Annotated in this window: 28 protein-coding genes; 15 read left to right on the top strand and 13 right to left on the bottom strand. The window is 37.6% G+C overall.

All coding sequences use genetic code 11. From position 1 onward, the window contains the following. The first annotated feature begins 60 nt into the window (after positions 1–60). From JI723_RS10195 to JI723_RS10180, 4 genes are all read left to right on the top strand, one after another. Entirely contained in the window at positions 61–1,461 is a 1,401-nt protein-coding gene (locus JI723_RS10195) for an amidohydrolase (protein ID WP_272579858.1), read from the top strand. A gap of 128 nt (positions 1,462–1,589) precedes the next feature. After that, on the top strand, positions 1,590–1,853 hold the full coding sequence (locus JI723_RS10190) for a YjbD family protein (protein ID WP_070928017.1): 264 nt from the start codon (positions 1,590–1,592) through the stop codon (positions 1,851–1,853). Between the two features lie 211 nt (positions 1,854–2,064). After that, a complete protein-coding gene (locus tag JI723_RS10185) occupies positions 2,065–2,385 on the top strand; it encodes a hypothetical protein (protein ID WP_337979355.1) in 321 nt (106 codons plus the stop codon). After that, positions 2,349–3,161: a transketolase-like TK C-terminal-containing protein gene (locus JI723_RS10180; RefSeq protein ID WP_337979354.1), complete on the top strand. Its 813-nt coding sequence runs from the start codon at positions 2,349–2,351 to the stop codon at positions 3,159–3,161. Before JI723_RS10185 ends, JI723_RS10180 begins: the two co-directional genes overlap by 37 nt. Here JI723_RS10180 and JI723_RS10175 read toward each other — a convergent pair. After that, complete coding sequence (locus JI723_RS10175) at positions 3,158–3,592, bottom strand: MarR family winged helix-turn-helix transcriptional regulator (protein WP_233445675.1); 435 nt, start codon at positions 3,590–3,592, stop codon at positions 3,158–3,160. The genes JI723_RS10180 and JI723_RS10175 overlap by 4 nt on opposite strands. A gap of 119 nt (positions 3,593–3,711) precedes the next feature. Here JI723_RS10175 and JI723_RS10170 point away from each other — a divergent pair, with 119 nt between their 5' ends. Next, positions 3,712–4,248 carry a transketolase-like TK C-terminal-containing protein gene (locus JI723_RS10170; protein ID WP_272579860.1) on the top strand — a complete coding sequence of 179 codons (537 nt, stop codon included), beginning with the start codon at positions 3,712–3,714 and terminating at the stop codon, positions 4,246–4,248. 125 nt (positions 4,249–4,373) lie between these two features. Here the strand turns inward: JI723_RS10170 and mnmH are convergent, their stop codons facing one another. Both mnmH and JI723_RS10160 read right to left on the bottom strand, forming a co-directional pair. Then, positions 4,374–5,462, bottom strand: coding sequence for a tRNA 2-selenouridine(34) synthase MnmH (mnmH, locus tag JI723_RS10165; RefSeq protein ID WP_272579861.1), 1,089 nt, complete (start codon positions 5,460–5,462; stop codon positions 4,374–4,376). 58 nt (positions 5,463–5,520) lie between these two features. Then, positions 5,521–6,339 (bottom strand): aminoglycoside adenylyltransferase family protein, encoded by an 819-nt coding sequence (locus JI723_RS10160; RefSeq protein ID WP_272579862.1) that lies wholly within the window; start codon positions 6,337–6,339, stop codon positions 5,521–5,523. A 113-nt stretch (positions 6,340–6,452) separates the two neighbouring features. Here JI723_RS10160 and JI723_RS10155 point away from each other — a divergent pair, with 113 nt between their 5' ends. Next, positions 6,453–7,055 (top strand): TetR/AcrR family transcriptional regulator, encoded by a 603-nt coding sequence (locus JI723_RS10155; protein ID WP_070928027.1) that lies wholly within the window; start codon positions 6,453–6,455, stop codon positions 7,053–7,055. Between the two features lie 52 nt (positions 7,056–7,107). After that, positions 7,108–8,208: an alkene reductase gene (gene nemA, locus JI723_RS10150; protein WP_337979353.1), complete on the top strand. Its 1,101-nt coding sequence runs from the start codon at positions 7,108–7,110 to the stop codon at positions 8,206–8,208. Positions 8,209–8,265: 57 nt separating this feature from the next. On the opposite strand, the gene JI723_RS10145 is transcribed toward nemA, so the two are convergent. Further along, positions 8,266–9,476, bottom strand: a protein-coding gene (locus JI723_RS10145) for an IS3 family transposase (protein ID WP_319069321.1) whose coding sequence is annotated in 2 segments (ribosomal slippage) — positions 8,266–9,128 and positions 9,128–9,476 — 1,212 coding nt in all. Because the reading frame shifts where the segments join, the coding sequence is not laid out codon by codon here. Between the two features lie 124 nt (positions 9,477–9,600). Next, positions 9,601–10,803, bottom strand: a complete 1,203-nt coding sequence (locus JI723_RS10140; protein WP_272579864.1) for an MFS transporter — start codon at positions 10,801–10,803, stop codon at positions 9,601–9,603. Between the two features lie 165 nt (positions 10,804–10,968). On the opposite strand from JI723_RS10140, the gene JI723_RS10135 reads away from it, so the two are divergent. Together JI723_RS10135 and JI723_RS10130 are read left to right on the top strand one after the other, a co-directional pair. Continuing rightward, positions 10,969–11,586: a TetR/AcrR family transcriptional regulator gene (locus JI723_RS10135; protein ID WP_272579865.1), complete on the top strand. Its 618-nt coding sequence runs from the start codon at positions 10,969–10,971 to the stop codon at positions 11,584–11,586. A 27-nt stretch (positions 11,587–11,613) separates the two neighbouring features. Beyond that, positions 11,614–12,111 (top strand): GNAT family N-acetyltransferase, encoded by a 498-nt coding sequence (locus JI723_RS10130; RefSeq protein WP_272579866.1) that lies wholly within the window; start codon positions 11,614–11,616, stop codon positions 12,109–12,111. 125 nt (positions 12,112–12,236) lie between these two features. On the opposite strand, the gene JI723_RS10125 is transcribed toward JI723_RS10130, so the two are convergent. The 5 genes from JI723_RS10125 to JI723_RS10105 form a co-directional block, all read right to left on the bottom strand. Beyond that, entirely contained in the window at positions 12,237–12,698 is a 462-nt protein-coding gene (locus JI723_RS10125) for a GNAT family N-acetyltransferase (RefSeq protein ID WP_337979352.1), read from the bottom strand. A 455-nt stretch (positions 12,699–13,153) separates the two neighbouring features. Next, positions 13,154–13,492 (bottom strand): hypothetical protein, encoded by a 339-nt coding sequence (locus JI723_RS10120; RefSeq protein ID WP_337979351.1) that lies wholly within the window; start codon positions 13,490–13,492, stop codon positions 13,154–13,156. Positions 13,493–13,987: 495 nt separating this feature from the next. Continuing rightward, positions 13,988–14,431 carry a tetratricopeptide repeat protein gene (locus JI723_RS10115; RefSeq protein WP_337979350.1) on the bottom strand — a complete coding sequence of 148 codons (444 nt, stop codon included), beginning with the start codon at positions 14,429–14,431 and terminating at the stop codon, positions 13,988–13,990. Positions 14,432–14,439: 8 nt separating this feature from the next. Further along, positions 14,440–15,294, bottom strand: a complete 855-nt coding sequence (locus JI723_RS10110; protein WP_337979349.1) for an SDR family oxidoreductase — start codon at positions 15,292–15,294, stop codon at positions 14,440–14,442. A gap of 133 nt (positions 15,295–15,427) precedes the next feature. After that, positions 15,428–15,898: a GNAT family N-acetyltransferase gene (locus tag JI723_RS10105; RefSeq protein WP_272579871.1), complete on the bottom strand. Its 471-nt coding sequence runs from the start codon at positions 15,896–15,898 to the stop codon at positions 15,428–15,430. Positions 15,899–16,066: 168 nt separating this feature from the next. Here JI723_RS10105 and JI723_RS10100 point away from each other — a divergent pair, with 168 nt between their 5' ends. From JI723_RS10100 to JI723_RS10085, 4 genes are all read left to right on the top strand, one after another. Continuing rightward, positions 16,067–17,689, top strand: a complete 1,623-nt coding sequence (locus JI723_RS10100; protein ID WP_272579872.1) for a DUF4139 domain-containing protein — start codon at positions 16,067–16,069, stop codon at positions 17,687–17,689. 76 nt (positions 17,690–17,765) lie between these two features. Beyond that, positions 17,766–18,515 carry a bifunctional NADP-dependent 3-hydroxy acid dehydrogenase/3-hydroxypropionate dehydrogenase YdfG gene (gene ydfG / locus JI723_RS10095; protein WP_070928051.1) on the top strand — a complete coding sequence of 250 codons (750 nt, stop codon included), beginning with the start codon at positions 17,766–17,768 and terminating at the stop codon, positions 18,513–18,515. A 141-nt stretch (positions 18,516–18,656) separates the two neighbouring features. Next, complete coding sequence (locus JI723_RS10090) at positions 18,657–18,953, top strand: DUF1283 family protein (RefSeq protein WP_420704854.1); 297 nt, start codon at positions 18,657–18,659, stop codon at positions 18,951–18,953. Positions 18,954–18,978: 25 nt separating this feature from the next. After that, positions 18,979–19,212 carry a DUF1161 domain-containing protein gene (locus JI723_RS10085; RefSeq protein ID WP_070928056.1) on the top strand — a complete coding sequence of 78 codons (234 nt, stop codon included), beginning with the start codon at positions 18,979–18,981 and terminating at the stop codon, positions 19,210–19,212. A 50-nt stretch (positions 19,213–19,262) separates the two neighbouring features. Here the strand turns inward: JI723_RS10085 and bioD are convergent, their stop codons facing one another. The 3 genes from bioD to JI723_RS10070 all read right to left on the bottom strand — a co-directional run bounded on the left by bioD (position 19,263) and on the right by JI723_RS10070 (position 22,370). Continuing rightward, complete coding sequence (bioD, locus tag JI723_RS10080; RefSeq protein WP_337979348.1) at positions 19,263–19,937, bottom strand: dethiobiotin synthase; 675 nt, start codon at positions 19,935–19,937, stop codon at positions 19,263–19,265. A gap of 142 nt (positions 19,938–20,079) precedes the next feature. Then, positions 20,080–21,288 (bottom strand): ROK family protein, encoded by a 1,209-nt coding sequence (locus JI723_RS10075; protein ID WP_272579873.1) that lies wholly within the window; start codon positions 21,286–21,288, stop codon positions 20,080–20,082. 179 nt (positions 21,289–21,467) lie between these two features. Then, positions 21,468–22,370 carry a LysR family transcriptional regulator gene (locus tag JI723_RS10070; protein ID WP_070928062.1) on the bottom strand — a complete coding sequence of 301 codons (903 nt, stop codon included), beginning with the start codon at positions 22,368–22,370 and terminating at the stop codon, positions 21,468–21,470. Positions 22,371–22,482: 112 nt separating this feature from the next. Here JI723_RS10070 and JI723_RS10065 point away from each other — a divergent pair, with 112 nt between their 5' ends. Together JI723_RS10065 and JI723_RS10060 are read left to right on the top strand one after the other, a co-directional pair. Next, the gene (locus tag JI723_RS10065) at positions 22,483–23,736 is read left to right on the top strand and encodes an MFS transporter (protein ID WP_272579874.1); all 1,254 of its coding nucleotides are present in this window, start codon (positions 22,483–22,485) and stop codon (positions 23,734–23,736) included. A 114-nt stretch (positions 23,737–23,850) separates the two neighbouring features. Continuing rightward, on the top strand, positions 23,851–24,414 hold the full coding sequence (locus JI723_RS10060) for a lytic polysaccharide monooxygenase (protein ID WP_272579875.1): 564 nt from the start codon (positions 23,851–23,853) through the stop codon (positions 24,412–24,414). Positions 24,415–24,525 lie beyond the last annotated feature (111 nt).

Here is a 24,525-nt window from a genome sequence, read left to right as displayed (position 1 = left end):
TTTATCTCTATTATTCATAAGGGTATCATATTTAAATATCTTAATTCTTATGGGGTCATTATGTCTTTTTCTAAATCAGTGCTGGCATTAACTATTATTGCTACTTCTTTTTCCAGTTATGCCATCAAAGAGGCATCTTTAATGATTGTTGATGGAACCGTTCTCACCATGGATCCTCAAAATAAGGTGATTGAAAATGGCACTGTGGTGATAAAGGATAATAAAATAATTGCCGTAGGTGGCGCTGAGCTAGCCAAGGAATACCAAGCCACAGATGTATTGAATGTTGATGGCGATATTGTTATGCCTGGCTTAATCAATACCCATACTCATGCCTCAATGACCGTGTTTCGTTCATTGGCAGATGATGTACCTGATCGTCTTCACCGCTATATCTTCCCACTTGAAAATAAAATGGTGTCACGTGATATGGTACGGATTGGGGCGAACTTGGGTAACGTAGAAATGGTGAAAGGCGGCGTTACTACTTATGTTGATATGTATTATTTTGAAGATGAAGTCGCGAAATCTGTCGACAAAATGGGGAATAGAGCAGTTCTTGGTGAATCAGTGATCCAATTCCCTGTTGCGGATGCACAAAATGCAGATGAAGGTATTGCTTATGCTATGAACTTTATTAATCAATATAAAGATCATCCGCGCATTACACCTGCATTCGCGCCTCATGCCCCATATACCAATTCTACGGAGCATCTACAGAAAATAGCCAAGCTTTCGCAACAACTTGATGTTCCCGTCACAATCCATTTAGCTGAAACTGACCGTGAACAAGCGGAAATAGCTAAGCGTACGGGAGGGAAAAGTCCTGTTCAATATATGGCTGATATCGGTGCATTAAATAATAAAGTGATCGCAGCTCATGCCATTATGGTTGATGACAAAGACATTGATTTATTGAAGCAATATGATGTTGGCGTAGCCCATAATATCAGTGCAAATACTAAATCGGCGAAAGGTGTTGCCCCAGTGACAAAAATGCTAGAAAAGGGCGTTCGTGTTGGTCTTGGTACTGATGGCCCTATGTCGAGCAATACCTTAACCACCATGAACGAGTTAGGCTTAGTCGGGAAAATTCATAAATTAGAGAATAAAGATCGTTCTGCCATGCCTCCATTGACGGTCGTTAAAATGGCGACTATGGGATCAGCTCAAGCATTGCATATGGAAGATAAACTTGGTTCTTTGGAGGTGGGTAAGTTAGCCGATATTATTGTTGTTGATACTAAAGCCCCCAATATGGTTCCAATGTATAGTCCATATGCCGCATTAGTATATGGGGCAAATGGCGGAGATGTCCGTCATACTATCGTTGATGGCAAAGTATTAATGAAAGATCGCCAATTACTAACCGTTGATGAAAAAGTGATTATCAAAGAAGCCCAAAAATTCGCACAACAAGTGCGTGAAACAGTGATAGCCAGCGGTGAAGCTGTTAAGTAACACTAACCAATAGCAACGCTGATACCATCATTGTTGTTATGGTATCAGCTCTATTGATATTCTTCATAGTCAGCATGGTTTGTTCAGTGTTATATTATTATCTCCTACGCGATGACCGAGGTGATAAAATGAAGATGTTAACGCTACAAGAGATGACCGAAGCGCAGTTATTTAGAGTAAAAACACGCTTAGGTCAGGAAAGAAAAAAATTGGGGCGTGAATTAACGAATGCGGAACACAGTAGGGTAAAGACGGCAATAGTCACTGAAATATCTAAAGAAGTTGAGTTAGCCGCTAAAAAAGCCAGAGCACAAAAGAAAAAAGATAAATTAGTTTCTAGTGATGAAACATTCAGTTGGTCATCTAATAACCATCGTCGAGGCCTTCGTTAAATCATAGATTAATTACACGTTAGCGCATTTATTTCTGCCCGATACAGAGTCCTTAACGTGGATTCTGTATGTCTAGTTGATTCAAAAACTCCCCTTTATTCCCTTTTTTTAGCAGCTTAGCAACGAACACAGTTTCGCTATCTATCTATTTGACTCTTCATATGATTGCAATTACAATCATTGCAAATGCAATTGTGTTTCAGGCTAGAGTATGTTAACCCAATATTTTAAGATGCCTTCGACAACAGTTAAAACAAGGCAAGCTGTGCAAGCCTGCATTAATCAGATTGATTTATATAAACAATATGTTTTAAAAATACAAACCTCTCCTGATTGTTATATCAACAATATTAGACAATTATTAAGTAAATTGGATACTCTGTGGATGGTTTCTGGCGATGAATCAAAGCAAGGACAGACGAATAAACTAAAAACAGCTTGGCCACTTTGGTTTCAAAATAAAGTAGGCAGTTATGAGAAACCCCTGTTTTATTTTTGCACAGTAATACTATCTCCACATTACTTTCATTAGAAGTCGAAACCAATCGCAAAGGTATTTTTTTCAATAGTGCAGATAAATCTAATATTGAATTGCCGAAAGGCGTGCAAGCTTGGTTTCCTTTAATACTCTCCACTATGAAGAATTGGCTGCCTTTTGATCCTGCTAATGCTCAAGAAACCGCCGCAATAATGCAGCAAGCATTAAAAACTATCTATTTAGATGGCGAACAAAAAATGGTTTATATTGCGACTCATGAACAAGTTTCTGAATTTTCACCAATGACCAATAGTGACATAGTCGATGCTTATAAAGGTATGTATCAAATAAGTACCCCTGAAAAAAGACACAAAAATTTAGTTGTCAGATTGTGTGGGGCTGGTAAATCATTAGAGCGAGTAAAAAAAGCGGCTCATTTGCTTAAACATCATTGGGATATTGAGTGTGAAGTTTGGAGTTGCCCCAGCTATACTCGGCTCGCTTATGATGCAGAGCAACTTACCTATAATCGACAACAAAATGTTCAAAACCCGTTAGTCAAATCACATATAGAACGGTGCTTTGGAAAAGAAGATTGGCCGGTTATTGCTGTGACTGATTACAACTATTTAATTGCTAGCCAAATCAAGCCGTTTGTTACTGCTAAGTTCACCGCAATCGGTTCAGATCCACAAATACATGGAGAAGCGAGTTATCCTCAGCCTGAATGGATCGCATTATGTGCATTAAAAAGATTAGTTGAACAGCACAAACTGTCTACCGATATATTAGAAAATGCAATCCATCTCTTAGGTATCGAAAATAATTAATCTCTAACTTCTCTTGCTGAGGCATCTAAAGCTTCAGCAAAGCGAGTGATTTCGTCTGCACTAAACTGACTAATAAAATGCTCCTTGATCACAGTTTGGTAAACTGCCCACATTTCTTTTCTAAGGGCTTTTCCTTTTTCAGTAATAGTAGCAAAGGCAGCTCTGCGGTCATCATCTGAACGTGATCTAACGACCAATTGCTCTTTTTCAAGGCGGTCAATAAGTCGAGTTAAGTTATACCGTTCAATTACAACCACATCAGCGAGCTCATGCATACGCCGAGTTCCATCTTTACCGCTCTCTAAGCCCCAAAGCACATCATACCATGCATATATCGGGAGCTTTGCTTCAGCTAATTTCGCTTCAATTTTTCTAATAATTAACTTATGGGCTCTTACGAAAGAAAACCATAAATCAGGTTTTTTGCTCATCACTATTCGCCATTTATTAAGTCCCGGAAAAAGTTGCAATTGCAATTATAAAAGGATACAGTCACTTTTACCATGATTGCAATTGCAACTATAGCAATTGCAATTTACGAGGGGCCTATTTGCTGAAATCCACAGCGCAGTCTACGGATAGTGAAAAGCGTGTACAGCTGATATCCAGTGGATCAATAATGAATGAAACCTTAGCGGCCGCAGATATATTGCTGGCGGACTTTGCTATTGAGAGCAATATTTGGAGTGCAACGAGCTTAACCGAATTAAGACGTGATGGCATGGCAACGGAACGTTGGAATATGCTTCACCCAGAAGAGGAGCCGAGAAAAAGCTATATTGAGCAATTGATGGCACCACACTCAGGACCTGTCGTCGTTGCAACAGACTATATGAAAATAGTCGGTGACCAAATAAGGCCATATTTGCCTGAACGTAAGTTTATTTCATTAGGTACAGATGGTTTTGGACGTTCAGATACTCGTGAAGCTTTGCGTGAATTATTTGAAGTTGATCGTCATTTCATTGTTATTGCGGCACTGAAGCTATTAGCCGATGATAATATCATTCCAAGAACTGAAGTTCAGCGGGCGATTCAATTGTATGGTATTGTTCCTGAAAAAGTGGCTCCCGCAGAGGTAAACTAATTTGATAGCAGATAACCCACGATTGGTGGGTTATCTTTTTCGTATAAAGACAAAAAAACTTTTGATTTTTAACGTAAATATCATAATTATTATTTAATAAAGCGATTTGTTTTTTAGGTTTTACACTAATGTGTGGTTAGCCATTCAAATACTTCTGAATAAGTTCCCCGAAAAGCTATTCTTTCCTGTTTTTTATCTAATTGATAATTGTACATAGGATCATAGTATTCGTTTAACAAGGGACATAACCAAGTAAAGTGGGCTTCTGTGGAGCCTGTTTTTTTCTGCTCAATTAAGGCTATGTCTAATAAGGCTGTTAGCTCTAACGCACGTTGAGAACCTAAGCGACGGCGTATCGCAGATAAGCCATGATGCAAATATTCACTATAGGCTAACCAGCCTTGTTCCTCACCATAACAGCGTAAAAAATCGCGGGTCATACTATCAAAATACTCGTGTTTTAACCGCTGTAACCGCTGCTCGAAAGGATCACTAACAACAACTAATGAAGCTGTAGCCATTTTATGACGTAATGGTTCTGGTAAACTGTTTGCTCCGATCGCTTTGCTTTCGTCTTCGAATACCCAACGTGCAGTATGTGAAGATTTTTTCAGTAATTGAACGCCCAAATAGTTTTCAAATGTTGCTTGCGGAAATTGAGGCTGTAAAGTTCGACCAAACGATGAGCCTCTATGATGTGCAATACCTTCAAGATCAATACCATCAGGTAATTCACGTACTAATATCGTTTTACCATTACCCGTACATCCACCAACTAAAACAGTAGGCCGCTGTAATAACTCTTTGGTCGATTCAATGATCGTTTGTCTTATTGCTTTATAGCCTCCATTCACGAGTGGATAATCGATACCCGTTTCATGAAGCCATTGTTGAACAATGTGTGAACGCATTCCACCACGAGCACAGCAAATATAGCCTTGAGGGTTTTTAATACATGCATCGCGCCAAGCGGCTATACGCCTATCACGAATTTCACCGCTCACTAATTGATGACCAAGTTCAACGGCTTTCTGAGATCCTTGTTGCTTATAACATGTGCCTACCGCTGAACGTTCTTCATCACTCATTAATGGTAAATTATAAGCTGCGGGCATTGAACCTTGATTAAATTCAATCGGTGCCCGAACATCAATTAGCGGAGTATCTGTGGCTAATATCTCTCGGATATTTTGTTGTGAATGTATTAATTCCATAAATAAAACTATAGTTAATCAAAATTAAACCAGAGGTCACTATACGCCTGTATGGCGATTATGGCACGTAATGATCCGTATTTTGTATTGCAATTAAATGCTTACACTGCGCCTTTATCGCTAAAATACAACATGTAATGGCGGTTTTGTTTGAAGCATCGAATACTTCGCCCGTTAAATAGGTTTTTTTCGCAGCCATAATCAGTTGCTGATGTAAAGGTTCTGAAATTCTCTCAATTAACCAATCGGCAGCTACCGATTTGGACTCAATTTCACCAGTAGTGAGCGTATACATAATGCGCGCTAAAGCAAGAATGATATTACATTCGTCATTCTCCCAATCAGCAGGGGCGTTCCATTGGTCTAACGTCGATATAAAGGCTTGAGCGAGATCTTCACGAGGAATGGCTGGAAAATTTATCGTTGCTTCATCACCAAATAGAACAATATTATGTCGCCGAATTTTAGTGATTAAAATCGCAATATCTGGGTCAATTTGAGGTGCTTCATAAATCCCCGCGTTAATATCATCACGCAGCCATTCGCCAAATTGCAATTCACGTTTAGGCGGATAATGCCAGTGCTTGATGGTGTCATTGAGTAATATGGTAATCTCTAATGCTCTATATTGTGGATCCGCTCCGGGCCAGGCCGAAATGTTCAGAAATTGCGTCATTAAATTTTTACGCTGTTGTTCTGAAAGAGGGGCATTTACAGTCACCAATAAATCGATATCACTTAATGGTTTTAATCCTCCAAGTAGAGCTGAGCCATATAAATGAATACTGTTAAGCTGTTTTCCAATGTTTTGTTGAATGATTTCACAAGCTGCTTTCACTTGCTCACGAATATCATTATCAATATTTTCAAAAATCACATTTCACCCATGTATTTGTTTTTAATATAATATACTGAAAAATATATAAGATATATCCAATCTTTCTATAAAACACACTTGCATTAGACTGGTCGGTCTATTATGGTATCCACATGAACAGAAAAACTGAACATGACACCCGTGAACACCTTTTAACCACTGGCGAACGCCTTTGCCTCCACCTTGGTTTTACTGGGATGGGGCTAAGTGAATTGTTAAAAACCGCTGAAGTACCTAAAGGGTCATTCTACCATTATTTTCGCTCAAAAGAGGCATTCGGCGTTGCTATGCTTGAACGCTATTATGCAGGTTATTTGCAAGACTTATCTGACCACTTTGAGCATGGGAAAGGGAACTATCGGGAACGTTTTCTGACTTATTATGGAAATGTTTTAAACAATACTTGTTTGCTAGAACATGTAAAGGGTTGCCTAACCGTTAAATTGTCAGCTGAAGTCTGCGATTTATCAGAAGACATGAATGCAGCGATGAATAATGGGGTTAGCCAAGTAATCGCATTGTTAGCTCAGGCCTTAGAAAATGGCCGAGAAGAAAAGTCGCTTTCTTTTCAGGGAGATCCATTTTCAACCGCACAAGTATTTTATTCATTATGGCTTGGAGCAAATTTACAAGCCAAAATTTTACGTAGTGATGCGCCGGTAAAAAGCGCCATTTCACATATCGAAAAATTAATCACAGCGCCTGAAAGTGAATAGGCGTTTTTATTTTCCTAGTTACTAGTCGACCGGTCTAATTTTCGGAGGTTAAATGTTACAAGAAAAACTATTTACACCCATTAAGATAGGTACATTCACTGCGCCCAATCGTATATTTATGGCTCCACTGACTCGATTACGTAGTATTGAACCTGGTGATATCCCAACTCCGTTGATGGCCGAATATTATCAGCAAAGAGCAACTGCTGGATTAATTATCACTGAGGCAACACAAATTTCAGCGCAAGCTAAAGGCTATGCAGGGGCTCCGGGAATTTATAGTGCCGAACAAATCACAGCATGGAAAAAAATCACTTCAGATGTTCATAAAGCAGGAGGGCATATTGCTGTACAGTTATGGCATACAGGACGTATCTCACATACCAGTGTACAACCTAACGGGCAAGTGCCTGTCGCACCTTCAGCAATTAATTCAGGTACACGAACCTCATTGCGTGATGAGAATGGTAATATTACCCGTGTTGATACATCGACACCACGTGCTTTAGAACTATCTGAAATTCCGGGTATTGTTAATGATTTCCGTAAAGCTGTAGCTAATGCAAATGAAGCGGGCTTTGATATGATTGAATTACATGCAGCACACGGATATTTGCTACATCAATTTTTATCACCATCAGCAAACCATAGAACAGATCAGTATGGTGGAAGTAGAGAAAACCGTGCACGTTTTCTTTTAGAGGTGGTGGATGCAGTTTGTGATGAATTGGGTTCAGAACGTATCGGTATCCGTATTTCCCCAATTGGCTCTTTTCAAAATACCGATAATGGACCAAATGAAGTAGAAGATGCGCTCTATTTAATTGAAGAACTTGAGAAACGTAAGATAGCCTACATCCACATGTCTGAACCTGATTGGGCTGGAGGGCAACCTTACACAGAGGATTTTCGTCAAAAAGTTCGTGAACGTTTCAGTGGAGTGATTATTGGCGCGGGAGCTTACACCACAGAAAAAGCAGCCTCATTGATAGGAAAAGGCTTAATTGATGCAGTTGCATTTGGCCGCGATTTTATTGCGAATCCAGATTTAGTTGCTAGGCTTCAGCAGAACGCTGAGCTTAATCCACAGCGCCCTGAAAGTTTCTACGGTGGAGACGCAGAAGGTTATACTGACTATCCATTTCTTTTATAACAATTCGTTATTGATAAAATAATATATTGACTAGTCCTGATATAGGTTGACAACTTTTCAGGTATAAAATGCTCGATGAACCTCATCGGGCGTTTTATAGTTTAATGATAAATGAGGTCGCCTTTCATTATAAATCTGTATTGATTCTTCAACCAACCTCCTAGCCTGTTCTAAATTTCTCGGCTTTATTAACAAATATTCCATTTTTAATATCCCATTGACTCGCTCTGCTAATGCATTTTGATAACAGTCATAGCCATCCGTCATAGAACATTGAATATTATGTTTTTTATGGATTTCCTGATATTCCGACGAACAGTATTGTAAGCCTCGATCTGAATGATGGATCAAGGTCGTGGTTGAACTTCGTTTTTTTAATGCTTGTACAAATGATTTCTTGACGGCTTTTGTTTTCATATTGTCATCAAGATGATAACCCACTATTTTTCGCGAATAAGCATCGGTGATCAGACTTAAATAAGTATCTCCTTCGTGTGTGGATAAATACGTAATATCAGCAACCCACAGTTGCTCCGGTTGTGAAGGGATAAACCCTGATTTAATTAAATTTGGATGTCGATGAAATCGATGATGACTCAATGTTGTTCGATGATATGACCGCTTATTAGGCACTAATAAGCGATGTTCTCTCAACAAAGAAAATAATCGGTCACGACCAATAATTAATTGTTTTTGTTTCAAAAGAAAGTGTAATTTTCTCACCCCAAGCCTAGGGTGAACTGTTCGCTCAGATTTCACAGCACAAACAATAATTGCATCTAATTTTTTCCGCTTATCAGACGTATCTTGACGTTTGTAATAGGCTTGCCGAGTGATTTTCATAAAACGACAAGCTTTGGTTACGGTGAGTTTTTCAACCGTTTTTTCCTTAATAACTCGGCTTTGCGCTTTTTTGAGAGGCGAACTCCAAAATCCCTATCCATCACTTTGACAACCGCCTCAAAAAAATCAGCTTTGAGCTGCATCTCCTCAAGCTCTTTTTCAAGGGCTTTAATGCGTTGTTCAGGTGTTTGTTGCTCCGAGGTTTGGTTCATAGCAGCACCTTTATAAAGAGTATTGGGCGTACCTTCCGACCAATCTAATCTACCATGCTTACGTAACCAAACCAAAACAGTTGAACGCCCCTGTATGCCATATCGATATTGAGCTTGTTTATAGGTGAGCTCGCCTTTTTCTACTTGGTCAACAACCGCCAGTTTAAAGGCAAGAGAATAATCACGTTGAGTTCGTTTACCTATTGGTTTCATTACACTCTCCAATTTTAGATTGGAAAAGTGTCAACTTTATTTAGGACCGGTCATATTAAATAAAAAAATCCGATATTAATTCAATATCGGATTTTTTATTATTCAAACATTTTTGAGCATTTGGTTAAGAACATTCAACAATCTTTCTCTGAGCATTTTTGATACGATGGGTTAATGTGAATATTAATACAAACGCTAATGATGCGACCAGTAACATACTTACCATCAAGATATAACCATTAAAATTATCCATGATATAGCCGCCAACTAAGCTACCAATAGTAATTAAAATTAAAAACATGAATGTGATAAGTGCGGAACCTTTTTCAACTAATTCAGGAACATGAACGTGCATCCACATATTAATTGTCGCGGGTATCATACCTGCCGCCACTCCCCATAAAAACACAATCATTGCACTATTGAACCAACTAAAATGCCAAATAGATAAAGCTAAAAATGTGACTGATAATAAAAATGCACTAATTGCAAAATTGTAACGCACATTATATTTACCAACATAGCCTGCTAGTACATTACCCAGAAAACTAGCAATACCAAAAACCAGTAATAATGCAGAGATCTGCTCATCTAAAAAACTAATCGTTTCTTTAAAGAAAACAGTAAAATAGTTATATGCGGCAAAATGAGCTAAAAATATTAATGAAAATATAATTAAACCTTTACGAGCAATAGGATGAGAAGGAAGTAATAATAATTCTTTCCATTGCATTGTCGATGATGGTTTTAATGAAGGTAGAGATAGATATTGCATAACAAAAGCTATCACACCAAGGATCACTAAAATAAAGTAGGGGGCTCTCCAGCCATATAAATTACCTAGCCAAGAACCTAACGGTACTCCAAACACAGTAACGAATGTGACAGCAGAAAAGAATATAGTTACAGAAGTCGTAACGGGCATATTTTTAGGAGCTAAACGTAAGACTAACCCAGCTGCGACTCCCCAAAATCCCCCCAAAGCAATACCTAGAATGAATCGTCCTAATAAAACAAGATAATAATTGGTTGCTAATGCTGTAATGGCATTAGCAACTATCATTAATACCACTAGAAATAGTAGGACTTGTCGTCTATCGAGTGTTTTGGCATAGATAGGCACTAGTAATGCAGATGCCATACCTGCGATAGATGTAACAGTCACGGTTAGGCCAGCGGTGCCTACAGAAATCTGAAAGTCATATGCGATATTATTGATGACACTTATGGCCAAAAATTCACCTGTCACAATAATAAAGCAAGCAAAAGTTGCAGATATTAGCGAAAGCCAGTTACCATTGTGTGTAGAAAGGTTAGGTATTGCCATGTGTTTACCTTATTAAGTTATTGTTGCTAGTTAATATATAATTCTATAGCGGTCACTATAGAATTGAGCTATTCTTAATGGAAACATGATGGCTGTCAATTTATTTTATAGTGATCACTATAAAATAAAACAGTGATATGAAATTAATTGTTGGAAAACAAGTATATGACTCAGACAAAACGCGGACGTCCAAAAGGCTTTGATCAGCAAGAAGCTTTAGCTAAGGCGATGTTACTGTTTTGGGAAAATGGTTATGTTGCCACCTCAATTAGTGATTTGACTAAATCACTAGGCATCACTGCGCCTAGTTTATATTGTGCTTTCGGTGATAAAGCTGCCTTATTTAATCAATGTATTGATTATTATTTAACCCATGAGGCATGTCCCATCCTTGCTATCATGAAGCAAGCGAAGACAGCTAAAGTTGCGATTGAATTGTTAATGTATGATACAGCAAAAAGATTGGCGCAACCTGATAAACCCGCAGGTTGTATGCTTATCACTGCCACGATGAATGGTGCAAAACAAATCGAAGAAGTATCACAGAACGTACATGAAAAAAGACAAAATTATCAAGAAATTTTGCTGAAAAGATTGGAGCAGGGCATTGAAGAAGGCGATATTGCTCCAAATGTACCAATTCATGCAATTACTGATTTTTATATTACAGTGATTAACGGATTAACAATACAAGCCTGTGATGGCGCGGATATTGATAAGCTTAATCAAGTGATCCTAAATGCGATCAAAGCATGGTCAATTTTTGATGTTGATATTAACTAGCAATATTAAGGAAATAAAATTAATACTATGATTGAACCTAAAATTCGTCTACTCGGAGTAGCTGATGTACAAGATTTTCGTAACATTCGCTTGTCAGCGTTGAAGAAATCTCCAGAGATGTTTGGTTCAATTTATGATTGTGAGGAAAAACAACCAATTCAATCTGTTGCAAAACGGTTGGATAGTTTTACAGCATTCGGTGCATACATAGACGAAAAGATTGTCGGTTTGTGTGTCTTTAAACAAGATGATGGCATTAAAGATGCTCACAAAGCTTATTTATCGAGCGTTTTTGTTGAGCCTGAATTTCGAGGGTTAGGTATAGCGGAAAAGCTATTACAGTCAGTGAAAAATTATGCTCTTAAGCATGTTGAGCAAATCATGCTCAGCGTAGTAGATGGAAATACCGCTGCTATCAACCTCTATGAAAAACATGGTTTCAAAATTTACGGTGTGGAACCTCGTGCGCTGAAAGAGGGCACGGAATATCGAGACGAAATATTGATGGCGTTAATCCTTCGCTAAGGCTTTTTGTATAAACCTAATACTGCAAAATTTGGGATCTACATTACACAGAAGTAAAAGCATCGTTAATTTGCCTTTAGTAATTAGTGCAAGCCATTATTGACTATGCAATCCTAACCAATTGATTATATTGTTATTTTCATTTTTGGTATAAATCGTCCAGGGATTGACTCTGAAGGTGTATTGTACATCGTTATTGCGCCCATTTTTTTATAAAAATTTTCAGCATTAGGATCTGCATCAAGTACTAGCTCTTTTATGTTCATCTTTCGTGCATGTTCCACAGCTCGTTCATACAAGGTTTTGCCAATCCCTTGGCCAATAAAAGAGGGGGCGACAAATAGCTTTTCTAGTTCTCCTTGTCCTGCGTTATCATTCAATTTGAGTTGAACAAAACCACAATATTTTTCATTATTTTTTGCGACCAAAATTAAAGAGTTAAGAAAATCGGCTTCTTTCAATGTGAGTTCATCACGGCACATCTCAATAAAGTCAGAACTGTATCCCCAGTATTGTTTAGATTCCAGAGCGATTGTTGTAAGTTCTTTTGCTTCAGAGGCATTAGCTATATCAATACTAATCGACATATTATTAAATCCTTGTTGGGGATCTGCGCAGAATTGAATAATTTATTCTAAAGATTATCTCAATGCCTGAAGCGCAACAACAAATACAATAAGAAAAGGTCACAATGAGCATGTGGTGAAGATTGAAATCACATCACAAGATATTTGATAAAGGTTTGGTTGAGAATAAGTTGTTCGGCCAGTATCTGTTTTTTATCTATGCGTAAATGCTGTATCGAGTATCCCATTAAAATTCTCAGATTGGGCTAGAAGTGAAGTTATTAAATTCTCAACACGTATCTGAGTCAATAGGGCTTTGAAGCGGTAAATCCTTGAAAGGATCCATCTTATGAAGTTATTGGTGATTACATTCAATTTAACATAATATGTATTATGCGAACCTAAGTATGAAATGAAGAAATCCAGCGTTCTGGCTGGTTAATCGTGTTGGTTCTTTTTGGCTTTAAAGCTAGAGCCTAACCATAAACTGGATGTGTTTTAATTAAAATCGTGGGTTCTATCTGCACTGAAACTTCAGGAAGCCCGCTATTTTCTTCACGCTTAATCATCATTACATCTTTATTTAATTGAATTTTTTCAACATATCTAATATGTAGTACTAAATTCGTAATATTGTCTACTTTCATTTCTAACGTTACGAATCCCTCAAATGCTGTAAAATAAAAAAGTAATGACACATTATTTTTATGATACTCATATCCAAATGTCATATTATCTGATACATCTTTCAAAAAAGGCTCTGTTTCAAAAAAACATAAAAAATCCACTTCATCTGGCAGTTCTGTGATACCCATTACGATGCTCCCTTTTTTATGAATCTAGAGCCGAACATTCTAGCTGGTTAATTGGTGTTGGTTCGTTTATCACTAGAATGACTTTTTGTCTCTGGGTCATCAAGCTACTGAACCGCTTTGGTATTGCGAAAAGCAAAATGTTCCCATTTAATAACGTCGGTGAATCATTTGCGCCAGTGTTGGTTGATTGAACGCGAAAATGTGACTAATTGACCATATAAAAACGGCTATCCTATTAATTAGTGACCCTGTCACATAAATACAATTATAAAATGCCCCGTCATAGATGCCATGTGCGGTTAGATTTGCTCAGAACTAAAATTGCTCCCTATTCTACTACTTGCCGCTGAAAATGACTCATTGACAAAGATCCTGAGTACATAGGTTAAATTAATCCATGATAGGTTGTCCTAGTTTTAATTCGGATCGCATACTTAATTAATGAGGTAAGGTCACGCCATGTTTTTATCGGAATTTCATTATTTTTATCTATATTCAATGTGTTAAATCATTATATTTATTACAAGGATAAGTGTTTTTATCGTCAGCAGTGATTGCCTTAAGGATAGAATTAATGCTATCTAAAAAATAAAAAGCTGCTTTTTCAGTATCAACTTCTACTCCATCGCCATTTTTATACATTTCACCTAATAGATAAGATGCCGTTGGGTCACCTAGATAAGATGCCTTGACATATAACTCTTTGGCTTTATCAAGATCTTTGGCTCTCATGTGACCATTTTGATACATAAACCCCAAAGAGGTTATGGCATTTGGCAGTTCTTTCTTAGAAGATCTTTCAAATAGTTCAAAGGCATATATCCAGTTCATATCAACGCCGACGCCATCGTAATACATTAAACCAAGGACGTATTGAGATTTAGTGCAACCTTGAGATGCAGATTTTCTGGTCCATTCAAATGCTTCCTCTGGATTCATCGTGATAATTAGTTAAGTTTTTTTGCTTCTTCAATATAGAAGTCGATTAAGCGTTCATTACCTACTGATTGCCCTATGTGGTCAGAGCCCATAAATGTCAGAAAAAATTCGATCGGGCCATACGTTTTTTGTGACGTAAAATTCCTTACCAGTACAATTGTTATTTTTCTCATCCAATCGGGTAAGTGTGTGATTTTGATTTCACGACCAAGGGCTTGACCGGCTAAATGACTAATTTGATTAAGGCTGAGTATTTCTGGTCCTCCTACGGCAACATCGCTTTGTTTTTGTTCTATCAAACTTACAATAAAAGTAGCAAGATCACCACCGGAGATAGGATTAATTTTTACGTTACCATTACCGAAAAGGTAAATCCGTCCAGATGCAGCCATATTGAGAAAGTCCCCCATGTCACTGAAGTAACCGTTAGGACGGACAATCGTTGAATTAATCGATGAACGTTTAAGTTCATCAGCAAATCGCTCTTTGGCTTGAAAAATTTTAAGTTGTCGGTTTTTGTCACCGTCTATTGCAGAGATATAGATGAATTTCTTAACGCCTGAGCCTTCCGCTTCGTGTAATAAATTAGCATTACCTTGGTAATCTACATCCATATACGTTAAGCCGTCTTTCTGACGAGTGATACCGACAGCACTGATCACGACATCTATTCCATCCGCTATACAGTGTAAGGTTTCTGGCTTGGTAATCTGACCAACAAAAATTTCATCCGCAGCTGAAACCTGAATTTGCTGCTTGGCTGATCTGACCAATGCCCTTACCCAATATCCTTTCTGTTTCAATTCCGAAACAAGATGACGACCTAAATAACCTGTAGCCCCTGCGACCAATACTTTTTGCACACTATATCCTATGGTTAACCGTTTGTTCTAAGCCAATTTACGGCTTATATTTTAAAAGAAAAAGCTAAGCAGCTAATGGCGCTCGCTCGGCATAATGGGCTGTAATGTTTAACGGAAGTAACACCTATCAATGCTATTCATGCTTTGCAAATAACCTAAATCGTTGGAAGCAAATGCCATCATATACAAGAGTACCATCTGGTTGAAAGCCATAACGAGATACTGCTTTAGCTGCTCTGGATAGTGGTAATAAGATGGTTATGCTCTCCAGATTCATTTCATCAAATGCTCGGCGGATAATTTCTTTATAAATAGTTTTCCCCATTCCCCAATATTTAGGGTGAAGCACAAGCGCTAAGTCTGCATCTTCACCTTCTTTTTGAAGCCCTCCCCAGCCTATAAATATCCCATCAATTACAAAGGCCCAAGGGCCATAACCGTGAATATCCCATTGAGAGTCTTTATCTTTCGCCCAAGCTTGGCTTTTTTCAATGTCGAAATTAGGGCTACCTAGTGGCATATGTCTGAGAACCTCAGGGTGGTTATTTAATTCTGCGATATCACTCGGCGCTATATCAATCAGTCTTTTAAACTCTAATTGCATCTCTTTCCTTATTACGAAATTCTACCTAGTATGTTAATGATATTTTATAAGCAGTTACTTGCCTACCTTATAAAGGTCATATTTAGGTTTATTCTGTTATCTAGATATTATCATATGAAATATGATGCGTTGTAATCCGCTAATTTTCACATTTTTATGAGGTTAAATATGCCGACTGTAGCAAAATTGGTGAAAGGTGTTGCATTATTTTCAGCATTTATTTCGTTGCAATCTGTTGCTAATGAGATCCAATCAATAAATAAAGCATTAAAACTAAATCAAGCAACGATATTTTTGCGGGGTGCGGAACTTAATAATAGCGCTGAGTTAGTGCTGCCTGCTGGCCAAAGCCAAATAACGCTAACAAATGTAGCTCAAAATGTAGACAAACAAAGTCTTTCTATGAGTTTTGCAACTGATGATATTGTCATTCGTTCAGTCAATCTACAACATGTTCCGACAAAACCATCGTATACTGCTGATATTACAGCACTAATACAGAAAATTAATGAAATAAAAAATCAAATCGCAGATATCAATATCAACGTAAAAGTTAATGATGAACAACTTGCATTACTTAAAGATCAGCGTTTTTTTGGTGAATCTACAGCATTATCTTTAGAACAAATCTCATCAAAACTCGACTTTATTCGTAAACAAATGGCATCAATTCTCAGTGAGCAACGTGTACATGAACAAAACATACAAAAATTAACTGAGGAAATGGAGCTATTACAAACTCAGTTAGAAAGTAAAATGCCAGCCAATGCAGATTCTCAAACCGAAATTGTACTGACCGTTGATACACCTAAAAGTATTACAACAAATATGCACGTTTCTTATATGACTCCTGATGCTGGCTGGTCACCATCGTATGATATAAGAGCAAAAGCGATTGATAAGCCATTATTATTAACCTATAAAGCAGATGTTATTCAAAATACAGGTATTAATTGGGAGCAAGTTAAATTATCGCTTTCATCAACTAACCCTACTCGTAATATTATTCCCCCGGCTTTATCACCTTGGTATTTATCTGTTTATGATGAACAAATGGCAGATATATCCGGTGGAAGAATGATGATGGAAATGGCGCCATCAGCCCCTGCTCCAATCGCTAGAATGAGTGCTAAAAAGGTTAATTCAGGTATTGCAGATTATGTGGTTACGGACACGAATGGTTTAAATCTTAGTTATAATATTGAATTACCTTATAGCTTAAATAGCACACCACGCTCCCAATCTATCACGATCAAACAACAAGATGTTGATGCTAAGTATCGCTACACAGCAACGCCAAAACTATCAGAAGAGGTTTATCTACAGGCTGAAGTTGATAATTGGCAAAATCTTAATTTGCTTAATGGCCCTGCAAATATCTATTTAATGAATAATTATATTGGTAGTTACCAAGTGATGACGGATCAACTGACTAAAACATTAGACGTACCTTTTGGGGTAGATAAAAATATCCAAATAAGCCGAGCAAGTAATGAGCTATTACGCAAAAAACCGACATTTATCGGCTCAATGATTGAACAAAAAGAAAGCTATATTATCAAAGTTAAGAATAATCGTAATAATGATATAAATCTTGTGGTCTATGACCAGTTACCAGTTAGCCAAGATAGTGAGATTAAAATTACCGATATGGAATATGAAAACGGTAACTTGGATAAAACTAACGGTAAAATTAACTGGGATCTCTTGCTGAAACCTAATCAACAAACTGAAATTCCTCTTAATTACACCCTTAAATATCCAAAAGAAAAGCATATTGTCGGGTTATGATCTGCAATTTGTAGAACGGTGCCGCTAGCGCTAGAATGACGTAATACTAATCGATAATAATTTGACAGGGGTAATGATGATTATTTTAGTAACAGGCGCAACATCAGGTTTTGGCGAATCAATAGCTCGTCGTTTTATACAAAATGGTGCGACCGTTATCGGCACGGGTCGGCGTTCTGAGCGCTTAGCTGCATTGCAAAAAGAATTAGGTGATAATTTTTATCCTTTAACTCTTGATGTGAGAGATAGACAAGCTATACAAACTGCGATCGCTGAGCTACCTGCTGATTTAAAAAACATTGATGTCCTTGTCAATAATGCAGGCTTAGCACTAGGTATAGAGCCTGCATTCAATGCTAATCCTGATGATTGGGCAACTATGATTGATACGAATACTAAAGGCCTAGTCAATATGACCTATGAAGTTCTGCAAACGATGGTTGCGAACAATCATGGGCACATTATCAACATAGGTTCAACAGCTGCAAATTGGCCATATAAAGGTGGAAATGTTTATGGCGCAACAAAAGCATTTGTTAGACAATTCTCTTTAGGTTTACGGGCTGATCTGCAAGGTAAAAAAATACGAGTCACCGATATTGAGCCAGGCTTAGTGGGGGGAACTGAGTTTTCAAATGTCCGCCTTAAAGGTGATGATGATAAAGCCGCAAGTATTTATAAAGGTGCTGATGCATTAACACCGGATGATATTGCAGAAACTGTCTATTGGGTGGCCAACTTACCGGCTCGTATGAACGTAAATACACTTGAATTGATGCCTGTCTGTCAGACATTTGCTGGTTTGACGATCCATAAAGAAGGCTAATTTTTCGTACTTTTCTAAGGTATTTAAGTCAACTTTTATGGTTACATTGTTAGAATGGAACTAAAGTAAGGAACTAAAATGAACTCATCATCAAAGTTTATTAAACATGGTTTAGCAGCATTACTTCTCTGTTTACCTTTAATGGGCGCTCAAGCTGCGAGTGTCAACTGTACTGCTGGAAGTACGTGTGTAACTTCGGGTAATGTTGATAGTGTTTTGACAAAAGAACAAGCTCGTCAAGAAAAAGAGCAATGGGATCAAACTCGTCAATTGCGTACAAAAGTTAACTCTCGTACCGAAAAAGAGTTCGATAAAATTGATGCTGCGTTTGATGCTAAAGATGCATGTGAAAAAAGCCTTAATTTAAATGCTTATTGGGAACCCAGTACTCAACGTTGTCTTGATGTCAATACTGGACGCCCTCTTGCTCGCCCATAACTCATTAATCAATTAAGGAGTTATTATGAAAATGAGATTGGTACTACCTGCATTAGTCGTTTTACTCGCGCCTGTATTCGCTCAGGCATCATGTGAAAGTGTGATTGAAGAAATTAAACAAAAAATTATTAATAATGGCGTGCCTGCTGATAATTTCAGTTTAGTTGCCGTCCCAAATGATGAAGCGGAACAGTCTCAAGGCCAAGTTGTTGGCCACTGTCAAAACGAAACGTATAAAATTATTTATACGCGTCATTGATAGCCAAAAGGGCACTAATTTCAGTGCCCTTGTCAATTTCGTTCGTCTTACTAAGCGTATTCACACATAAACTCTTTCAGTTTATTTTGATTCAAATACTGACAGAGCTCTTTTTCTTCTGGCCTTAACAAATAAGGGATTTCTCCAAGTAATGGGGCTTGTATATGTTGCTGTAGACGATTAATAATTTGTGCATAGTGGCCTAGCCCTGGGTTGATTCGATTGGCAATCCAGCCAACAAGCGGTAAACCATCAGCACGTATCGCATCAGCTGTTAATAAAGTATGATTAACACAACCATGTTGAATGCCAACAACGAGTATCACGCCAACTTTTTGGTCTTTTAGCCAATCCGTATAAAATGTATTGTCATCTAATAGATAACGCCAACCACCATTTCCTTCAATAACAACAGTATCACATTGGCTATTTAAATTGTCTAAACCTTGTTTTACCTTATTGAAGTTAATGAGGTTTTCTTGATTATAGTTATCTTTAATTTTAATGGGATTTACATCATCATAGGATACTAATTGTTGTGATGCGCCATGTATTAGCAATGCATCTTTATTCCGCATTCCTTCTGGAGTATCAATACATTTATCTGCGATAGGCTTATAACCTACCGCTTTAATTCCTTGACTATTAAGTGCCTGCAATATCGCTAATGTGGATACTGTCTTCCCGACATCTGTATCTGTCCCGGTAACAAATAGATTCATCATGGTTATTTTCTATCCTGAAGTGACAGACGACTGCATAATTCGCAGTGAAAAATGATATGGGATCAGTTTATGGGAAGAGAGAACTCTGAAGTTTGCGTTAGCTCAATTTTCTAGTTAATAACAATAATTTTATTAATAGTTATTAACCTTGTAGTAACTGAAGTAATAAAGAACCATCATAGAGCGCTTGTAAAATTAATGCTGTTTCACTGTCTTTCTTGGTAATTATAGAATTTTCTATCTGTAATTCATTACAATATAGGGGAATGGATTGAGAAATACAGTATTGGCGTAAAAGAGAATTGAATTGATCTGAAATATTATTTAAAGGTGAATTGATTAAAATTAATTCGGTACCAAAGATATTGATTAATTGAGAAAGCTGGTTAGCAAGTATTTTAGCGACATACTTCAATACATATAAGCAATGGGGATCTTGATTTTCAACACCGTGACAAAAGTGATTAAATGAAATATCACGACTAGTCAGATTAGATAATGAGAGTTGTTCTTGTGACTGATTGAGTTTTGCTAAAATGGCGGGAATTGAGATGACACTTTCAAGGCACCCTGTCCTACCGCAATAACAGTTTTCATTGTGCCCCTCAATTTTCACATGACCAAAATGTATTGCACGGCGAGTACTACTATCTAATGCAACACCATTATTGATGATGGCAGCACTAACAATCTCATCAATTTGTAAGTAGATAATATTTTTGGCTGTTCGTTTAGTATGCAATGAAAAATAATCTGTTAACGCTAATGCATTGACGTAAGGCTGTATATAAGTTGGCAATCCTGTTTTTTCAGTTAAAAAATTCCCAAGCGATAGATTTTCAATATCATAGCTCGCTAATTTATAAATGACCCCAGAGAACGGTTCAATTAAACCATCGAGAAGAATGCTAATTGCGGTCACACGTTCTAATTGCTGTGCATAGGTTGAAAAAAAATCACTAATTAATGTTGCAATGGTGCTTGAAAATTCATCATTACCTTTTACATTAAAAGGATAATCTTGCTCAATAATGGTTTGTGTATTGATCTGTTTAAGTGAAAGACTGATTGAGTTATGTTCAATACGTATTGATAAAAATTGCCACCCTTCGCTCTCTATCACTAAGCCAATTGCTGGGCGCCCTCGTAAACCGAGTACAGGGAACTCAATCTCTTTCACTAAATGTGCATCAATTAATTCACGAGTAATTTTAGTGATACTGGCTGGTGCCAGTTGTGACTGCTTTGATAGGGCAATTCGGGAAATTGGTCCATATTGATCAATGACTCGGTAAACAATACCAGTATTTAATTGCTTTATTTGATCAATATGACCCGTTTGGTTTTCCATAATAAGCTGTTAGATCCCATTGTATAGCAGTAGATTGACTCATTAATCATCATCGTCCTTCAAGTTGCCTTGTTTTTAAGCGCCTAGCGACGTGCTTATCTGTCGCCTAGTTACAACTTGTAATTATTTAGAGTATACATCAAGTTATGGCGAACTTAGCTATCTTCATTTGAATTTGTTTAACCAACAATATTTTTGATTAGCAGATCCGTCAATTTTTTAGCCGCTGCGGGTAATGCTCTACGTGTATTGTAGACTAACCATACTTCTGAAGCTGCCTCGATGTTAGAAAATTTGATATATCTAACGCCATCAATTTTCATACGAGTAAAGGATTCTGTAATAATTGAGATCCCCATTCCAGCTGAAATTAACCCCAAAATAGTCATCGCTTCCCCCGCTTCTTGGGAAATTTTGGGCGTGATCCCTGCTGATGTTAGTAAATGATGGATTTCGTCATACAAAGCAGTACCAACCTCTCTTTCGAAAAATACTAGGGGATAATCGGCTAATAGATGAATGTCGATGCCTGTTTTTTCATATTTTAACAATGGATGTCCTTCATAAACAGCCACCATAAAAGGTTCTTTAAAGAGCAATTGATAATCTAAATGTTCAGGCAAAGCTGTATTTCGCATAATACCGATATCAATCCGCCCAGTAAGTAACGGAGCCAACTGTTGTTTAGTATTCATCTGGTGCATATGAATCGCCACTTCCGGAAATGATTCACGATACTGGCGTAAGCTTGTTGTGACTTTATTCATAAAAGGCGTAGTTGAAGTAAAGCCTATCGATAGCTCCCCTAGCTCTCCCTTTTCCATCCTTGCGGCCTTAGTTGCCGCTGCATCAACTTGAGACAAAATTTGATAAGCCTCTTTAAGAAACATACTGCCTGCTGGCGTCAACGAAACGTTTCTATTATTCCGCTCTAGTAGTTTTGCGTTGATCTGCTCCTCAAGAGCTTGAATTTGCTGGCTTAACGGTGGTTGAGAAATATGCAACCGTTCAGCGGCTCGTCCAAAATGGAGTTCCTCAGCGACAGCAATAAAGTATCGTAAGTGTCTTAATTCAATGGCCATTTTCATTTGATATTTTTAAAGTATTATTTTTAATAATTAATATATTAGACAAAAAACTCTGAAGTTTCTATCTTTGATCAAAATCAATTGGATTGTTATGACAAGGAACATTATGGAACACTCAACAACAAATAGTCTGCCGACTGAAAATACTGCTAATGGAAAGCAAGATAATCCCACGCCTAAAAAACACTACATTCAACGTGATGACTCGCTGTACTTACGCGTAACGCTGTCATTTTTCACTGTTGGGTTAGCAACATTTGCGTTGCTTTACTTTGTACAACCAATTTTACCAATGCTGTCGGAAGATTTTAATGTGTCGCCAGCCACAGCGAGCCTCGCCCTCTCATTAAGCACAGGACTAATGGCATTAGGGTTATTGATCACAGGGCCAATATCGGATGCGATTGGTCGTAAAAATGTCATGGTAGTTGCATTAACCAGTGCGGCGTTATTTACTTTATTGAGTGCCTTCATGCAAAGTTGGCAAGGCATATTAATTGCGCGAGCTATGGTTGGCCTATCTTTAAGCGGCGTTGCCGCTGTGGCGATGACTTATTTAAGTGAAGAGATTCACCCTAGCTATGTTGCGCTATCTATGGGCTTATACATTAGTGGTAATTCAATTGGTGGCATGAGTGGTCGTTTGGTGACCGGTGTGATTGCTGATTTCTATTCTTGGCGTGTTGCCGTCATTTTATTAGGTAGCTTAGCGCTAATTGCAGCAATAGGTTTTTGGCGTTTACTACCACCGTCACAACATTTTCGCGCTAGCTCATTAAAACCTAAAAATTTATGGATCAACTTACGCCTTCATTTTAGGGATAAAGGGTTACCTTGGCTATTTATTGAAGGTTTTGTTTTAATGGGTGGTTTTGTCACTATGTATAACTATATCGGTTATCGTTTATTGGAAGCCCCCTATCATTTTAGCCAAGCGACAGTAGGTTTATTATCTATTATATATTTAACAGGAACTTACAGTGCATCTAAATCAGGTAGCCTCACACACAAATTTGGTTTAGCAAAAGTACTACTGTCCGCACTGGCACTGATGCTTATTGGTATTTTGTTAACATTATTCTCAGAGTTTTGGATTATTTTATTAGGTATGACAATATTGACCACAGGCTTCTTTGCTGCTCATTCAGTTGCAAGTAGTTGGGTTGGCCATAGAGCGAAACGAGCAAGAGGTCAAGCTTCATCTCTTTATTTATTCAGTTATTACGCGGGTTCGAGTATTGCAGGCACAGTAGGCGGAGTATTTTGGTTGAAATTTGGATGGTCAGGTGTTGCCTTATTTATTGCTGCCTTATTGCTTATTGGTATGTTGATTGGTTATAAATTGAAAGTTAGTTGTTAAGAAAATAATTAATTTTTAATGCATTTGATTTGTTAATACCTATCAAACGATGAAATTTATTTATAGCGTTTGATTAAGAGAACATGTTGTCTTCAATCTTAACGAGGACAACATATGAAAAACTTTTTTCTACTCTCTGTTTTACTTTGCTTTTCTACCACTGTTTTTGCCCATGGCTATATTGAGAACCCAGAAAGCCGCGCCTATTTATGCAAACTGCAAAAAAATACGAGTTGTGGCGCTGTAGAATATGAACCTCAATCTCTAGAAGGTCCTAAAGGTTTCCCACAAAATGGACCTAAAGATGGTAAAATTGCCAGTGCGGGTATTCAGGGATTTAATGCATTGAATGCACAAACTCCTTCACGATGGATAAAAAACACGATTACTCACCCTCAATTAACATTTAAGTGGCATCTAACGGCTAGGCATGCAACTAAAAAATGGGAATATTTTATCACTAAGCCTAACTGGAATCCCTCCCAGTTATTGGCTCGTGAGCAACTTGTTTTAACCCCATTCTGTGAATATAACGAACCAGCTCATCCACAAACGATAGTAACTCATAATTGTAAGTTACCGGCAGAAAATAAAGGCTATCATGTGATATTAGCCGTTTGGAGTATTGCTGATACGGCAAATGCGTTCTATCAAGTTATTGATGTTGATATTAAATAATCATTCAGGGGAAAAGAACTCCCCTAATTGCTGGTTAAATTATTATTATGCACGGTGTCTAATATTTGTTATTCTCTTTTCAAGAACTAATGAATGTTGTAACTAAATGGA

This window comes from Providencia manganoxydans, assembly GCF_016618195.1.
GTDB lineage: Bacteria > Pseudomonadota > Gammaproteobacteria > Enterobacterales > Enterobacteriaceae > Providencia > Providencia manganoxydans.
This window is presented reverse-complemented; position numbering and strand designations above follow the sequence as displayed.